The 16,408-nt window shown below is 63.4% G+C and carries 13 protein-coding genes; 8 read left to right on the top strand and 5 right to left on the bottom strand.

What is annotated here, in order from left to right:
- Nucleotides 1-37: 37 nt before the first annotated feature.
- The 8 genes from KTJ89_RS13020 (at nucleotide 38) to rplI (ending at nucleotide 9,408) form a co-directional block, all read left to right on the top strand.
- The gene (locus KTJ89_RS13020; RefSeq protein ID WP_259358021.1) at nucleotides 38-1,513 is read left to right on the top strand and encodes a CCA tRNA nucleotidyltransferase; all 1,476 of its coding nucleotides are present in this window, start codon (nucleotides 38-40) and stop codon (nucleotides 1,511-1,513) included.
- 108 nt (nucleotides 1,514-1,621) lie between these two features.
- The gene (locus KTJ89_RS13015; protein WP_139467595.1) at nucleotides 1,622-3,328 is read left to right on the top strand and encodes an AMP-binding protein; all 1,707 of its coding nucleotides are present in this window, start codon (nucleotides 1,622-1,624) and stop codon (nucleotides 3,326-3,328) included.
- Between the two features lie 446 nt (nucleotides 3,329-3,774).
- Nucleotides 3,775-6,192 carry a transglycosylase domain-containing protein gene (locus KTJ89_RS13010; protein WP_259358020.1) on the top strand — a complete coding sequence of 806 codons (2,418 nt, stop codon included), beginning with the start codon at nucleotides 3,775-3,777 and terminating at the stop codon, nucleotides 6,190-6,192.
- Between the two features lie 16 nt (nucleotides 6,193-6,208).
- On the top strand, nucleotides 6,209-7,582 hold the full coding sequence (locus KTJ89_RS13005; RefSeq protein ID WP_259358019.1) for a glycosyltransferase family protein: 1,374 nt from the start codon (nucleotides 6,209-6,211) through the stop codon (nucleotides 7,580-7,582).
- Between the two features lie 109 nt (nucleotides 7,583-7,691).
- Complete coding sequence (rpsF, locus tag KTJ89_RS13000) at nucleotides 7,692-7,982, top strand: 30S ribosomal protein S6 (protein WP_025779601.1); 291 nt, start codon at nucleotides 7,692-7,694, stop codon at nucleotides 7,980-7,982.
- A 34-nt stretch (nucleotides 7,983-8,016) separates the two neighbouring features.
- On the top strand, nucleotides 8,017-8,646 hold the full coding sequence (locus KTJ89_RS12995) for a single-stranded DNA-binding protein (RefSeq protein ID WP_172173179.1): 630 nt from the start codon (nucleotides 8,017-8,019) through the stop codon (nucleotides 8,644-8,646).
- Between the two features lie 47 nt (nucleotides 8,647-8,693).
- A complete protein-coding gene (rpsR, locus tag KTJ89_RS12990; RefSeq protein ID WP_025779604.1) occupies nucleotides 8,694-8,933 on the top strand; it encodes a 30S ribosomal protein S18 in 240 nt (79 codons plus the stop codon).
- Nucleotides 8,934-8,964: 31 nt separating this feature from the next.
- On the top strand, nucleotides 8,965-9,408 hold the full coding sequence (gene rplI, locus KTJ89_RS12985; protein ID WP_259358018.1) for a 50S ribosomal protein L9: 444 nt from the start codon (nucleotides 8,965-8,967) through the stop codon (nucleotides 9,406-9,408).
- 504 nt (nucleotides 9,409-9,912) lie between these two features.
- Here the strand turns inward: rplI and KTJ89_RS12980 are convergent.
- From KTJ89_RS12980 to KTJ89_RS12960, 5 genes are all read right to left on the bottom strand, one after another.
- The gene (locus KTJ89_RS12980; RefSeq protein ID WP_259358017.1) at nucleotides 9,913-11,253 is read right to left on the bottom strand and encodes a Dyp-type peroxidase; all 1,341 of its coding nucleotides are present in this window, start codon (nucleotides 11,251-11,253) and stop codon (nucleotides 9,913-9,915) included.
- A 19-nt stretch (nucleotides 11,254-11,272) separates the two neighbouring features.
- Complete coding sequence (gene efeO, locus KTJ89_RS12975; RefSeq protein WP_259358016.1) at nucleotides 11,273-12,586, bottom strand: iron uptake system protein EfeO; 1,314 nt, start codon at nucleotides 12,584-12,586, stop codon at nucleotides 11,273-11,275.
- A gap of 93 nt (nucleotides 12,587-12,679) precedes the next feature.
- Complete coding sequence (gene efeU, locus KTJ89_RS12970) at nucleotides 12,680-13,603, bottom strand: iron uptake transporter permease EfeU (RefSeq protein ID WP_139467592.1); 924 nt, start codon at nucleotides 13,601-13,603, stop codon at nucleotides 12,680-12,682.
- 419 nt (nucleotides 13,604-14,022) lie between these two features.
- Nucleotides 14,023-15,198, bottom strand: coding sequence for an acetylornithine deacetylase (gene argE, locus KTJ89_RS12965; RefSeq protein WP_259358015.1), 1,176 nt, complete (start codon nucleotides 15,196-15,198; stop codon nucleotides 14,023-14,025).
- 261 nt (nucleotides 15,199-15,459) lie between these two features.
- Entirely contained in the window at nucleotides 15,460-16,338 is an 879-nt protein-coding gene (locus KTJ89_RS12960; RefSeq protein ID WP_139467591.1) for a class I SAM-dependent methyltransferase, read from the bottom strand.
- Nucleotides 16,339-16,408: the final 70 nt, after the last annotated feature.

Below are 16,408 nucleotides of genomic sequence, written 5' to 3'. Positions count from 1 at the left end.
GGGCAAGAGCAGAGATCTGAAGAATTGAAGGAGCTCGGTGGATCCGCAGACCGCGCACAACCGACTGCACGACAAGCTCGACGAACTCGAGCACATCCTCGGCCCGCTGGGTCAGAGGTTCTCCTCAGCCGGTTTCGAACTCGCCCTCGTCGGCGGTTCCGTCCGTGACGCGCTGCTCGGTCGCCCCATGCCCGACCTTGACTTCACCACCGATGCCCACCCCGACGACATCCTCGGACTGATCTCCGATTGGGTCGACACACATTGGGACATCGGACGCGAATTCGGCACCATCGGGGCCGTGAAGTCCGGTGTGCAGATCGAGATCACGACCTACCGCGCAGAAGCCTATGAAGAGGACTCGCGCAAACCTGTGGTCGCCTTCGGCACGGACCTCGACGCCGACCTCGTCCGCCGCGACTTCACGATCGGGGCGATGGCGATCCGGCTGCCCTCGAAGACGTTCGTCGACCCGCATCATGGATTCGACGACCTCATCGCCGGTCGCATCCGCACCCCCGGGGCCGCCGCGGACTCGTTCTCCGATGATCCGCTGCGGATGATGCGCGCGGCCCGGTTCACCTCTCAGCTCGGGCTCGACCCAGTGCCTGAGGTGGAAGAGGCGATGACGGCGATGGCCGATCGGATCGAGATCATCTCCGCCGAACGCATCCAGGTCGAACTCGTCAAGCTCATCACCGGCATCGATCCGGTCGCCGGAATCGACCTGCTCGTGCGCACCGGAATCGCCGACCATGTCCTCCCCGAGGTGTCCGGACTGCAGCTCGAGACCGATGAGCATCATCGGCACAAGGACGTCTACCAGCATTCGCTGACCGTGCTGCGTCAGGCAGTCGAACTCGAGAGCCGATATGCCGCGGCTCAAGAGGAGGCCGGAATGGCCGACGATGATCCGCAGCGCCTGCGCGTGCCGGACTTCGTCGTGCGTTTCGCCGCGCTCATGCACGATGTCGGCAAACCCGCCACTCGGCGCTTCCAGCCCGGCGGTGCCGTGACGTTCTACCATCACGACGCGGTCGGTGCGAAGCTTACGGCCAAGCGGATGAAGGCGCTGCGCTTCGACAAGGACACGACGAAGGCGGTCGGCCGCCTCGTCGAACTGCATCTGCGCTTCTACGGCTACGGCGATGCCGGGTGGACGGATTCGGCGGTGCGCCGCTATGTCACCGACGCGGGACGGCTGCTCTCGCGGCTGCACATTCTCACCCGTGCGGACGTGACCACCCGGAACAAGCGGAAGGCCGATCGGCTCGCGTTCGCCTATGACGACCTGGAAGAGCGCATCGAGGCCCTGGCGAAACAGGAAAAACTCGATTCGATCCGCCCGGACCTCGACGGCAAGCAGATCATGGCGATCCTCGATATCGAACCATCACCGCTGGTGGGCAAGGCGTACAAGCATCTGCTCGAGCTGCGGATGGAGCACGGGCCGCTCGGACGCGAACGCGCCGAGGCGGAGTTGCGCTCCTGGTGGGAATCCCACGGTCAGTGACCGACCCCCGCCTGCTCACCGGCTGATCAGTGCTGATAGCTTCGTAATCGTTTAGATTTGTGTGTGACGTCACATGATGTGACGGTGGCGAAAGGTGAGGAGACCACAATGACAGTGACCGAGGAGTTCCGCGCTGCCCGAGACAAGCTGATCGAGCTCCGCAGCGATTACGAGGCCGCGCGCGAACAGTTCGAATGGCCGCGTCTCACGCACTTCAACTTCGCACTCGACTGGTTCGACAAGATCGCCGAGAACAACGACAAGCCGGCTCTGTGGATCGTCGAACAGGACGGAACTGAGGGCAAGTGGAGCTTCGCGGAGCTCTCCGCGCGGTCGAACCAGGTGGCGAATCACTTCCGCCGCGCCGGGATCAAGCGCGGCGACCATGTCATGGTCATGCTCAACAACCAGGTCGAGCTGTGGGAGACGATGCTCGCCGGCATCAAGCTCGGTGCCGTGCTCATGCCGGCCACCACGCAGCTGGGCCCCATCGATCTCACCGACCGTGCCGAGCGCGGTCAGGCCGAGTTCGTCGTCGCCGGCGCCGAGGATGCCGCGAAGTTCGATGACGTCGATGTCGAAGTCGTCCGCATCGTCGTCGGCGGCGAGCCCACCCGCCAGCAGGACTACAGCTACTCCGATGCCGATGATGAGAGCACCGAGTTCGACCCTCAGGGCAGCTCGCGCGCCGATGACCTGATGCTCCTCTACTTCACCTCGGGCACCACCTCGAAGGCGAAGATGGTCGCCCACACCCATGTCTCCTACCCGGTCGGTCATCTCTCGACGATGTACTGGATGGGACTGACACCCGGCGACGTCCACCTCAATGTCGCATCGCCCGGCTGGGCCAAGCACGCCTGGTCGAACATCTTCACCCCGTGGATCGCCGAAGCCTGCGTCTTCCTCTACAACTACTCGCGCTTCGACGCCAACGCCCTCATGGAGACCATGGACCGCGTGGGAGTGACGAGCTTCTGCGCCCCGCCGACAGTGTGGCGCATGCTCATCCAGGCCGACCTCAGCCACCTGAAGAATCCCCCGACGAAAGCTCTCGGTGCCGGTGAACCCCTCAACCCCGAGATCATCGACCGCGTTCACAGCGAATGGGGTGTGCTCATCCGCGACGGCTTCGGTCAGACCGAGTCGACCCTGCAGATCGGCAACTCGCCCGATCAGGAGCTCAAATACGGTTCGATGGGCAAGGCCCTGCCCGGATTCGACGTCGTGCTCATCGACCCGGCGACCGGTGAGGAAGGCGACGAGGGCGAGATCTGCCTGCGCCTCGATCCTCGCCCCGTCGGATTGACCACCGGATACTGGAGCAACCCGGAGAAGACCACAGAGGCCTTCGAAGGCGGTGTCTATCACACCGGAGATGTGGCCTCTCGTGATGAGGACGGCTACATCACCTACGTCGGTCGCGCCGATGACGTGTTCAAGGCCAGCGACTACCGGCTCTCCCCCTTCGAGCTCGAAAGCGTGCTCATCGAACACGAGGCCGTCGCCGAGGCGGCCGTCGTGCCCTCGCCTGATCCTGTGCGACTGGCTGTGCCCAAGGCGTATGTCGTGGTGTCGAGCAAGTTCGAGGCCGATGCCGAGACGGCGCGGTCGATCCTCGCCTACTGCCGTGAGAATCTGGCTCCGTACAAGCGCATCCGCCGACTCGAGTTCGCCGAGCTGCCGAAGACGATCTCCGGAAAGATCCGTCGCGTCGAGCTGCGCGCCCGCGAAGACCAGCTGCATCCGTTCAGCGGCGAACCCGTCGTCGAGGGCAACGAGTACGCCGACACGGACTTCGACCTCAAGAGCTGAGCGGTGCCGCGACTCTCGTTCAAGCGGCCCAGCACTTTTCAGCCCGTATACCTGTGGCAAAGCGCTGGGCGGCTTGAACGAGGCGTCGCGGCTGGCGGCATCTGCGGAAAAGTGCGGGCACGCTTGAACGAGAAGGTACGCGCGCCTGGTCGAGGTGCTCCGGCTGGCGACGCCGAGCACTGATCTGCGGGCAGACATTTTGAATGTGAGCAAACACGCACTCGTCATGGTTGATTCTCCCGCAGTCAAGTAAAATGCCTGGTGAGATGCCGAATGCGGGGTTACTCTGAGAACGGTTCGGTAACCTGGCGTGTCTGCAGGGCGTCAGGCTCAGCACTTTTTCATCCTCTACTAATGAATGCGTGCGAGACTGATTGGCGTCTTTGACCTTTTTCGGACCTCGTCGCCACGCATTGCGGCAGGCTGACTGACCTGGAGGACCTTGGGTGGCTAAGGGACAACACACAGCCAAGAACATCGGCAGGAATACGAAGAACCTGCTCAACTACCCGCGAGCGGGTGTGAGCGGATGGACCCGTTTCCTGCCGAGCATCCGCGTACTCGTCGTCGGCGGGCTCAGCCTCGTCATCGCCCTGTGCGTGGCGTTCGCCATCGGCTATGCCGCAACGGACATCCCCGAGCCGAACCTCGAGGCCACCGGTCAGACCTCGACGATCTACTACAGCGACGGCAAGACGCCGATCGGTCAGTACAAGGTCGAGGACCGCAAGTCAGTGGAGATCGACGAGATCTCCGAACCCATGCAGAAGGCCGCGATCGCCGCCGAGGACACCTCGTTCTACGAGAACCGCGGCATCTCGATCAAGGGTCTCTCCCGCGCTGTCGTCGGCGTGGCCACGAATAAGTACGCGGGTGGCGGTTCGACGATCACCCAGCAGTACGTGAAGAACTTCTACCTCACGAACGAGCATTCGCTTGATCGTAAGGTCAAGGAGATGTTCATCTCGCTCAAGATCGACCAGCAGCAGTCGAAGGACGAGATCCTCGCGAACTACCTCAACACCATCTACCTCGGCCGTCGTTCCTACGGCATCGAAGTGGCATCTCAGAACTATTTCGACAAGCCGGCCTCGGAGCTCAATGTCAGCGAGTCCGCTCTGCTTGCCGCGATGATCCAGCGCCCGGGTGCCGCCGATCCTTCGGACAACCCCGAGGCCTATCAGGACCGCTTCGACTACGTGGTCAAGAACATGGTCGACGAAGGCTTCATCACCGAGGAGCAGGCCGCCAAGGTCGAGATGCCCGAAGTGAAGAAGCAGAACAAGGAATCCTCGCTGTCCGGGCAGAAGGGCTACATGTGGGATTTCGTCCGTCGTGAAGCCCTGCGCAAGCTCGATATCGATGAGGCTCAGCTCGACCGCGGTGGCTACAACATCGTCACCACCTTCGACAAGGATCGTATGAAGGCAGCCGAGCAGGCCATCAAGACGCTTCCCCAGGACCAGCCTGAAGGAATGCAGGCCGGACTCGTCTCGATCGACCCCGACAACGGCGGAATCGAAGCTTTCTACGGTGGTAAGAACTACCTCGATCAGGCGTTCAATGCCTCGACCCAGAGCCATGTGCAGGCCGGATCGACGTTCAAGCCATTCGCGCTCGTCGCAGGTCTGGAGAACGGTGTCAGGCTGACCGATTCCTATCCCGGTGCCAGCCCGACGGTGCTCAACAACGACGGCACGCCGTGGCCGGTGCGCAACTTCGGCGGCTCGAGCTATGGCCCGGTGAGCCTGCTCAAGGCGACGCAGTCCTCGATCAATACAGCCTATGCGGCACTCAACGTGCAGGTCGGGCCCGACAAGACTGTCGACGTCGCCGAACGTGCGGGTCTGAGCGAGAACTGCACCGACAAGGAGATGAAGACCGGGGATACCGGCGGCTGCTCGATCGGTCTGACCCCGAACCCCTCCAATGTGCTCGGTACGCCCAGCGTCAAGCCCATCGACATGGCTTCGGCGTACGCGACCTTTGCGGCAAACGGCGTGCACCACGAGACGCACTCGATCAAGAAGGTCACGAAGGGTGCCGAGGACGAGGAAGTGTACAAGGCCGAAACCAAGGGCAAGCGCGTCTTCGACAAGGCAGTTGGTGCCGAGACCTCGTACGCCCTGAGCCAGGTCGTTCAGGGTGGTTCGGGCAGCTACGCCCAGAACCTCGGTCGTCCTGCTGCCGGCAAGACCGGTACGACGAACGAGAACAAGGCCGCATGGTTCTCCGGTTACACACCGAACCTCGCCACCTCGGTCGTGCTCTATCGTGAGGTCGACGGAAAGTCCGTGTCTATCGGCTCCTTCGGCGGTCGCGGTGAGGTCACCGGTGGTTCGTTCCCCGTTCAGGTGTGGACCGACTACATGCAGAAGGCCCTCCAGGGTGAGAAGGTCGAACAGTTCCCGGCTCGCGGCGAGCTTCCCGATAAGCCGAAGCCGAAGAACTCCAACCCGGCCCCGGCTCCGAAGCCCGAGCCGAAAGCACCGTCGGGCAGCAACGACGGCAGCGACGGGGACAAGGAGAAGGAAGAGCCGAAGGCTCCGATCGAGACTCCGAAGGACGACGAGGACAAGAACAAGGACTCCGACGGCGACGAGAAGGGCAAGGAAGAAGGCTCGAAGGACGGCTCCGACGAGGGTTCGAAGGACTCCGACGGTAAGGACAGTGGGTCCGATGACGGCGGCGGTGGTGACACCGGTGGCGGCAACGGTTCCAACAAGGGCTCCGGCGGCGGTGGCGACACCGGTGGCAACGGTACCGACAAGGGCTCTGGCGACGGTGGCGACACTGGCGGTGGAGACACCGGAAACGGCAGCAGTGAAGATGGCGGATTGGGCATCGATGACATCACCGGCTGACCGGTAACCTCGAGTCATGCCCTCGAAGTCCAGCACCCGGATCGCCGAGCCTCTGCTCGGCGGTCCGGTCGGCATTCACCTCGGTGCTGCCGGTCGCCGGTTCCGCAGCGCGCAGGCCTCTGCGCTGGCTGCGGTCCTCGGCGTCATCACCTTCCTCGCTCTGGCTCTGCAGGGCCCGTGCCTGAGCTCGGGATACGAACAGCCGGCCGCCTCGGCGAGGATGTGCGCAGGTCCTCTGTCCACGGCGTTCCTCGGTGACACCAACCCCGAGGTACTTGGGCGCGCGCACGGCGGAGCGGCGGCCCTGGCCCCGCTGGAAGCTCGGCTGGTCGACCTGTTCCAGCTGTTCACCAACGACGTCTCCCTCTTCATGGTCGTGGTGCTCCTGCTCAACACCGCAGGGATCGCTGCTCTCGGCGCCGGACTCCTCGTCCTCGCCCGCTTCCGGGGGTGGCTGGTCGCGGTCTTCGTCTCCCCGCTCATCCTCTTCACCCTCGGCTCCACTCTCGACCCGATTGCCCTCGCGCTGGCGGTGTGGGCGATGGTCATCTTCTTCGGAACCCCACCGCTACGCCCGCGCGGGTGGTTGGCCGGTGTGCTGCTGGGCATCGCGACGTTCATCAACCCACTCGCCCTCCTCGTGCTCCTCGCCCTGACGGTGACCGGGCCGAACCCGGCACGGGGACTGAAGGCGCGCAATCCGCGGATGATGCTCGCCGCGGCCACGGTCACCTCGGCGGTGCTGCTCGTCGTCGATCTCAGCGCGATCGACCGGATCATCCACTGGTACTCCGATGCCGTCGACGGCGGATCCTTCGCGTCGATCCTGCTCATGGCCGAACTCGGCGACGTGTCCGTCTGGGCCCCGCTGTGGATCATCGTCAGCGCCGGAGTGGTCCTCGCCGTCACCGTCTCCCTCTACATGGTCCGCCGCACGGGTCTCGACCCGGCCGTAGCCGCATGCCTGCTCATCGGCGGCTGCCTGCTGCTTGCGCCGGGACTCATGCCCTGGGACAGCCTGTGGCTGCTGCCCTTCATCGCCCTGTCCGTCCGCCGCTGGTGGGTGCTCATCGTCTGGACCCTCGCCGAGGCGGTCTTCGCCGTCGCCGTCCAACTCGGCGATGTGTCGGGATTCGAAGTCGATGAGGGACTCGAGTCCACCTTCGTCGCCCTGTTCACCCTGCTGCGGCTGCTCGCTCTCGTCCTCGTCGTGATCATGGCCGGTGAGAACCTCTACCGGCGAGGTATCCGCGGTCGCATGGCTGCGTCGGCGCCGCCTCGGCGAGAAGAGATCGACGATCCTGGCGACGCACTGGAACATCGGGCTGCTGGACGTAAGGAAGAGCACGAATCCGGACATGACAGTCAGCGCACCGGTCGATTAGACTAGTGAGGTCTGTTCCCATTTCGTGACGATCACGAGACGGGGAGCGGGCGTGCATATACCCTCCTGCCATGGACCGACCATGGCCGCAAAGACCAGAGGAGGTGGGTGACATATGCGTAAGTACGAGCTCATGCTCATTCTTGATAACGACCTCGAAGAGCGGACGCTGGCTGACACCGTGAACAACCTGATCAAGGTTGTCCCGGCTGAGAACGGCACCGTCGACAACGTGGATATCTGGGGACGTCGTCGCTTCGCGTACGAGATCCAGAAGAAGTCCGAAGGCTACTACGTCGTGGTTGATTTCCACGCCGAGCCTGCAACGACCAAGGAACTCGATCGTCAGCTCGGACTCAACGAGTCCGTTCTGCGTACGAAGATCCTCCGCCCGGACGCCAAGTAAGGCATCTTAAGCTACCTCGCTTCTAGGAGATTCAATGGCAGGCGAAACAGTCATCACGGTCGTCGGGAACCTCACCAGCGATCCCGAACTGCGCTTCACACCGAACGGTGCGGCAGTCGCTAACTTCACCGTGGCCTCGACGCCGCGTATCTTCGACCGTCAGGCCAACGAGTTCAAGGACGGAGAGACTCTCTTCCTCCGCTGCTCGGTGTGGCGTGAAATGGGAGAGAACGTCGCCGAATCTCTGCAGCGCGGTACGCGGGTCATCGTTCAGGGCCGACTGAAGTCCCGGTCCTTCGAAACCAAGGAAGGCGAGAAGCGCACGGTCATGGAGCTGGATGTCGACGAAGTCGGCCCCAGCCTGCGACGCGCCACCGCCCAGGTCTCGAAGAACAGCCCCAGCGGCGGAGGAAACTTCGGCGGTGGCGGCGGCAACTTCGGTGGCGGCAGCCAGGGCGGAGGCGGCCAGCAGGGCGGCTTCGGCAACCAGCAGTCCTCCGGCTGGGGCAACAATCCTCAGCAGGGCGGCCAGCAGGGCGGTCAGCGCCAGGGCTACAGCCAGGGCGGCAACAACGCACCCGCCAATGACCCGTGGGCATCATCGAACCCGCAGAGCGGCAACGGCGGCTGGGGCAACCCCGGCGCCGATGAACCCCCGTTCTGATCCACGTCTTCACGACATTTCGAGACATTCGTTAACAGGAGATACTCATGGCAAAGCCAGAGATCCGGAAGCCTATCAAGAAGAAGGCTAATCCGCTCAAGAAGGGCGAAGCGGCGAACATCCACTACAAGGACACCGCTACGCTCCGTAAGTTCATTTCCGACCGCGGCAAGATCCGTGCACGTCGCGTCACCGGTGTGACCGTGCAGGAACAGCGCGTCATCGCAAAGGCCGTCAAGAACGCCCGCGAGATGGCACTTCTGCCCTACTCGAGCTCAGCTCGCTGATCGGAGGGAAAGAATAATGCCTAACCGCAAAGTGATTCTGAACCAGGAAGTCGACGGCCTCGGTGCCGCCGGCGACGTCGTCGAGGTTCGTGCCGGATACGCACGCAACCTGCTTCTGCCTCGTGGCTGGGCTTCCGCCTGGTCCGCCGGCGCTGAGAAGCACATCGAGGCTCTGCGCAAGGCCCGTCAGGCCAAGCAGATCGCTGATCACGACGAAGCCATCAAGGTCAAGGGCGAACTCGAGTCGACCACGGTTCGCATCGACATGAAGGCCGGTAAGAACGGTCGCCTCTTCGGCGCCGTCACCCCCGCCCTCGTGGCCGAGGCTCTGCAGACCGCGACCGGACGCGAGTTCGATCGCCGTCAGGTCGCCCTGACCGGTCACGTCAAGACCCCCGGCAGCTACAACGCTGTTGTGCGCGTCGGCGACGAGATCACCGCGAAGATCAAGTTCGAGGTCATCGGCAAGGCCTGATCAAGGCCTTGTCCGGGCGTCCCAGTCCGGATGATTCGGACGTGGTGAGGGCCTGAACGGCCCCACCGCACCACCGCCGAGGCGGCACCTGAGTTCAGGTGCCGCCTCGGCGTTATTCATGGGGTTGGGATTCGGCTGTCGGAGCTGTGAGGATGCGGCCGGCGGTGGCTCGCTGCTGATACCTGCTCACGGTAGGCACTGAGCTGCAGACGACGTTGGGGGCTGCGGTCTGCCCTGGAGGGCAGTCGAGTATCCGTCCGGGTTCGCGGCAAAACGACGTGTCGCACCTAGAACCTCGCGACAGCTGCATAACATCCCGTTGCACCTGTGCGTTGTGCGGCTGCCGGTGACAGATGCATTTGCAGTCGTAGGTTGTGCCGCTTGCGGTGACGGATGCTCGTGGGTCGCAGATGGAGGACACGACGCTTGCGGTGCGCAATGTCGCTGGCGGTGTGGGATGCTGTGATGCCGCCCGGACGCTGCGGGACGATGGGAAGGGATGGGTCAGGTGAAGAGCTTCTGGCCGATCATCGTGTCGCCGGTGCCGATGCCGGGCGGGATGGCGAACAGCGCCGAGGCCTGATGCTGCAGGTACTCGGTGAGCAGGTCCTTCTGTGCCATGGTCTTGAGGATCGGGTAGAAATTCGTCCGCGGGTCCCGCACATAGGCGATGAAGAACAGCCCCGCATCGAGGCGGCCGAGCGAATCATTGCCATCGGTGAAGTTGTATCCTCGACGCAGCATCTTCGCCCCCTTGTGGTGTTCGGGAGCGACGATGGCGATGTGCGACCGCGCATCGATCGCCGGTGCGCCCTCCGCGTTCTTCGCAGAGAAGTCGATGGGGGTGAACTCTTCATCCGCGGTGGGTTCTGCCACGGACTGCGGGGCGCCATAGCGTTTGTCGCGGCCGATGATGTCTTCCTGTTCAGCCAAGGACACTCGGTCCCAGATCTCCAAGTACATGTGGATCTTGCGAGCCATGAAGTAGGTGCCACCGGCCAGCCAGCCATCGGAAGCCGGATCATCACCAGACTGTACCCACAGGTGCTTGTCGAGTTCGCCGTCGGCGTCCTCGCTCTTGATGTTGTTCGTCCCGTCCTTGAACCCGAACAGGTTGCGCGGCGTCTCCTGCTCTGTCGACGTCGACGAGGTGCGGCCGTAGCCGATCTGCCCCCACTTGAGCTTCGCAGTGCCGAAAGCGATGCGAGTGAGGTTGCGGATCGCATGGACGGCGACCTGCGGATCGTTCGCGCAGGCTTGGACGAGCAGATCACCATTGCTCTCGGAGGCATGGATGGCTTCATTCGCGAACTTCGGCACACCGTCCTTGAGCACCTGCGGCATCTTGCCCTTCAGGCCGAAACGATCCTTGCCCGACTCATCGACGAACAAGGTGGCACCGAAGCCGAAGGTGATCGTCAGCCCGCTGGCCGGATACCCCCACACCTCACCGGAATCCTTCGGCGGCAGTTCGGTATTCGCGTCCGGAGCGCCACCGACCAGGTCACCAGCGCTCATCTGTTCCGCCGCCACCGTCCAATCCTCGAGGAGGCCGATGAGTGCCTGGCGGTCCGAGGTCGTGACATCGAAGGCCACCGTGTACATATTGTCCTGAGCGGGAGTGAGGATGCCCTGCTGCTTCTCAGCCCGGAAGGGATAGCTGAGATGGACGGCGGACTGCTTCTTCTCCTGCGTTCCGCGCACGGCATAACCGACCGCACCGCCCCCGACACCAGCGATGCCGAGAGCACCTGCGGCCCCACCGAGGGCAAAGAGCCGACGCCTCGGAATCCCGCGGACCTTGCCCTCGGTGGATCCCGCCTCGGTGGGTTCGTCATGGCTCATTCGCGTACTCCGACAGACTTCAGCGCAGGATGGTGCCGCTGACCTGCGACAGGGGTTCGCTCAGGGCATTGACTGCGTCTGAGAGTTCCTGCTGGGCTTTGGTGTAGTCGGTGTCCTGCGGAGCTTCGCCGGCGTCGTTCTGCACTGCCGCAACCTTCGAATAGTCCTCGTAGAGGATATTGCCCTCATCGTCCTTGCCGGTCTGGTACTTCTTCAGCACCGTCTTCACACCGTCGAGGTTCGTTGTGATCTTCTTCGCGAGCTCGGGATCCTGGGCTTCGACGAGCTTTTCGACATTGCCGTAGGCCACCTCTGCGCCTTCGACATTCGCGTGGAAGTCAAAGAGGTCGGTGTGCGAGAAGGTCTCCTCTTCGCCGCCGATCTTCGACAGTGCGACCTCTTCGAGCAGCGCGGATGCGCCCGTGGCGACATCGGAGAGTTTGAGTTCGAACGTGCCGCTGGCACCGTCGACCTTGCCGTAGACGAGGTCGTAGAGGGTCTTCGTGTCCTCGTTGAGTTTGTCCGCGACCTTCTTCCGTTCGGCCTCGGACTCGAACTCATAGCCTTCGGACTTGTCCGTGAACAGATCGGCTTCGATCCGGTGCCAACCGGTCCAGTCGGCCAACACCTCGGGGTCGTTGGGCTTCTTTCCGGCATCGGCCGAGAGGTCTTGGACTCGGGCGTCGAGCGCACCGTCGAGGTCTCCGGCCTCTTTGATGCCGAAGGACTCGGCGGTCGGTTCGATGCGTTCATAGTGCTGACGCGCCAACGGATAGAGGGCCTTCGCTTTCTCGGTATCACCCGAGGTGTAAGCATCGGTGAAGTCCTTCGTTGCATCGACGAGCTGACCGACCTGGTCCTTGACGTAGCCGGTGTAGTTCGTGATCGCCTTGTCCTCGGCGGCTTGGGTGTCGCTGTCGACGGAGACGTCTTCGCCCTTCGTTACGGCGAACTTCGCCAGTCCCACGAAATCGCCGACCATATTCGGCTTGCATGCCGTGTAGTACGTGCCTTCTTCGAGTGCTGTGGTCACCGTAGTCGTCGTGCCCGGGCCGATGTTCTCCTTCTCGGATTCGATCTGGAGTTTGTTCTCGGCGAGGATCTCGAACTCGTTCGGCTTCGTGCCGTTGTTCGTCACGGAGAAGCTCACCTTGCCCGAAGGCAGAGTGGCGGGGCTGACATCGCAGGTGTCATCGGTGATCGTCACCGTGACGGTGTCGCCGGAGGCAGCGGCATCGTCCTTCTTGTTCTGCGGATTGTCGGTGCATGCTGCCAGCGACAGAGCGAGCAGAGTGACCGTGGGCAGGGTGATGAGAGGGGAATGGCGTTTCATAGTTGTCCTCGTGAGATGGGTCGGTCATTGAACGTGGTGGTGCGATGAGCGGCGCGGATGCGCACGATTCAGGGGGTGGAGTGTCGGGGCCGATTATGTCGGGTCGGCCGTCGCCGAGGTGGGGGTCGCCTCGGCGGGGGCGTGCCTTTGTGCTCTTTCGGACTTACCGTCCGGCTTCGCTGTGGGCCTCTTCCCGTGGACCTGGCGGTAGAAGATGATCGCCACGGGGACGATATAGACGATCCAGCCGATGGTTTGGAGCACCGTGGGTTGGACGTTGACCTGGAAGATCGCCTGTCCGAGGACGTAGAGCCAGTAGATCGGCGACGTCGGTTCGGGCAGCAGGTGGCTGACGTCCCACGCATGGTTCATGATGCCGGGCAGGACTCCGGCTTCCTGCAGATCGCTGATGCCGTACGCGAAGATTCCGGCGGCGACGAGGATGAGGAAGTAGCCGGTGACGGAGAAGAAGAGCTTCATATTGATCTTGCGCGAACCGCGGTAGATGAGCCAGCCGAGGACGAGTGAGAGCAGCAGACCGGTGACGACGCCGGCGGTGGTGGCGACAACGTTGTTCTCCACCGAGGAGCGGACCGTGGCCCAGATGAACAGCGCGGATTCCGCGCCTTCCCTGCCGACGGCGAGCACGGCGAGCCAGACGAGACCCCAGCCGGACGAGCGCTTGTCCAACGAGGCGGCCATCGACGATTCGAGTTCACCTTTGAGTGCGCGTGCGTGCTTGCCCATCCAGAAGATCATTCCGGTCACCAGGGCAACGGTGATGATGGAGAGCACGCCGCCGATGATCTCCTGCGCCTGATAGGTCAGGGTCTTCGGCCCCCAGGTCAGCAGGGCGCCGATGCCGAAGGGAATGAGCGCGGCGAGACCGACGCCGAGCCAGAGTTTGGGCAAGACATCTCGGCGACCGGTCTTGACCAGGTAGCCCACGAGGATGCCGATGACCAAGGTGGCCTCGAGACCTTCGCGCAAGGCGATGAGGAGGTTCGCGACGAACATCTGACTCACTCTCGTCAGTTCGTCGAGGCGGGTGTTCGGGCCGTCTCGAAAGGGGATGAACGAATTTAGCCTAACCTAAGGTCGGCTGATTCAGTGTACATCTACTTTTGGGGTGCAGAGGACGCAGGAAGGTCTAGAATCGGCGGGTCGGCAGGGTCAGTTGTCGCAGTCGGAGCGGACGCAGCTGTGGTCGTGTTCGACGCGAGCGTACGCGGTCCCGGCATTGTGACGTGCTGCTTGTGCCTCACCGCGGCAACCGCATAACCTCCCGTTCGACCGGTGCGTTATGCGGCTCCTGGTGAGGGACGCTCCTGCAATAGTAGGTTGTGCCGCTTGCAGTGGGGGATGCTCGTGCCCGAACACGTAGGGAGCGCAGGCAGCGGTGTGGGGTGTTTCAGGTAGTGCGCAACCCGATCGGCTCAGCTCTCGGAGAGGTCGGAGATGAGGGCGTCGATGAACGACTCGCAGGCGGCGATCTGGTCGAGTTCGATGAACTCGTCGGGTGCGTGAGCCTGGGCGATGTCTCCGGGACCGCAGACGACGGTCGGGATGCCGGCTTCGGAGAACAGCCCCGCCTCGGTGCCGTACGTGACCTTGTCATCGGTGGCGATAGCGCCCCAGTTCGCGGCGAGCGAGACGATGTCCGCATCGGCCGGAGTCTCGCAGCCGGGAGCTTCGGCTTCGATCGTGAAGTCGACGCCGGCGGCCTCGTTTTCGGCGGCCATCGCTCGACCGAGACGCTGAGCTTCGGCGCGGAAGCGTTCGATGAGGGCCTCGCGGTCCACGGAACCGAGCGATCGGAACTCGAACTGGACGGTCGCCTCGGCGGGGATGGTGTTCACGGCGATGCCGCCGGTGAACGTGTTCGCCGTGACCGAGGTGAAGGGCACGACATAGGCCTCGTCGAAGGGCCCTTCGGTGCGGAATTCGGCTGCGACGGCGTGGACGAAGGCGACGAATTCGGAGGCATAGGCGATGGCGTTGACGCCTTCGGGGGTGAGCGAGGAGTGAGCGGCGACGCCATGGAAGTCGACGCGGAAGACGTTCATCGATTTGTGGCCGCGGATGGCCCGCATGCTCGAGGGTTCGCCGACGATGCAACCGCGGGGCGCCAGGCCCTCCTCGGTGATGGCCTCGACGAGGGAGATGGCGCCCACGCAGCCGATCTCTTCGTCATAGGAGAAAGCGAGGTGGATGGGTTCGCTGAGTTTCGCGGATTTGAGCGCTTCGAGGCGGGAGAGGATGACGCCGATGAAGGACTTCATGTCGGCGCTGCCGCGGGCAAAGTACTTTCCGTCGCGGACCTCCGGGGTGAACGGGTCGGAGGACCAGTCCTGGCCGTCGACGGGGACGACGTCGGTGTGCCCGGACAGGACGATGCCTCCGCTGGTCGTGCCGTCGGCTGCGGGGATGGTCGCGAGCAGATTCGCCTTCGTGCCCTCCGGATTCGGGATCCGGCGTGATTCGATGCCGGCGGCCTGGAGGCGGGCTTCGACGTGGTCGATGAGCGGGAGGTTCGTGTCCCTGCTCGTCGTGTCGAAGGTGATGAGATTCGTGATCTCGGTGATGGTGGCCTCGGCGGGTGTCGCTGGCACGACTGCTCCTGACTCTAGGATGCGGGTGGTCTCGGTCGGTCAGATCGCTGCATCTGCGGGAGGGCCGCTGTGGTCCCAAAGGGACGAGTGCACGTCTCCACCGGGTGGTGGCGGTGTCAGCGAGGGCGCGGCCCCGTGCAGGACAGCGGTGACCATACGCCTTCACTCTACGGGTCGGACTCGTGCCGTGTGGCACCGGCCCAGTGGGTGGGCACTGCTCAGCATTGAGCGCGCAGCTTTTGAACTCTGAGCGTCCCATATTCAGGCCCCAGCGAGGACGAGAAGTGCCTCGTTCCGCGCATCGAGCCCGTCGTCGGGGATTTCGGCGGCCATCTCTTCGCGCATGACCGCTCTCTTCACTGGATCCATCGTCAGCTGAGCCGAGTAGGTGAAGACCATCGACAGCCAGTCGTGCCTCGAATAATGGAGGTCTTCGACGAAAGTGGTCTCATTCGGGGTGAAACCGGCGTCCTGCAGTTTTGTGAGCGCCGGATGTTCGACGGGTTCGACCTCCCGCGCGGACTCAGCTGTACCGCTGCCCGCCCTTGCCTCTTGGCTCGCTTCGGTGCCCCGGCTCGCTCTCGAACCGAGACTCGCGGTCCTGCCGTCGGCATGAAAGCGAGCGATGACCGCATCGAGCCGGGTCTTCAGCTCACTGATGGGTTCGATATCGTTCCAAGCCAGAGCCAGAATCCCACCGGGGCGGAGCACCGTGCGAACTTTCGGCAGAGCAACTAGAGGATCGACCCAGTGGAAGGACTGACCGAAGCTGACGAGATCGAAGGTCCGGCCCTGTGGGTCCCATTTCTCGAACGCCGAGACTTCCACATCGAGACCTTTGGCCCGAGCGACCGCAGCCATCGCGGGGTCTGGTTCGATGGCCAGAATCTCGGCGCCTGCTGACCGGAGCTGGGACGCGAGAATGCCGGTGCCGGAACCGACATCGAGGATGCGCGGGGCGTCCGCGGTTCGATCGCTGGTGGACGGCAGTGAGGAATCCGTTTGGGAGTCGGCGCTCGCCCCGGCCGCTTGTATGATCGCCGAGAGGAGCGCGGCAGGGTACTTCGGTCGGAAGGCGTCGTAGTCCCGGGCGACCTCGCCGAAGGATTCTGCACGTTCACGATTCTCGAAGTGTTCCATCCACGTAGCCTAACGTTCCACGGTCGGGCAGGGCCGCCTCGGCGACTGTCACGAAGGCTCATCCCTCATG

This window comes from Brevibacterium sediminis (genome assembly GCF_024895295.1).
Lineage (GTDB): Bacteria > Actinomycetota > Actinomycetes > Actinomycetales > Brevibacteriaceae > Brevibacterium > Brevibacterium sediminis.
Note: the sequence above shows the minus strand (reverse complement) of the source record. Positions and strands in the feature narration are given on the sequence as shown.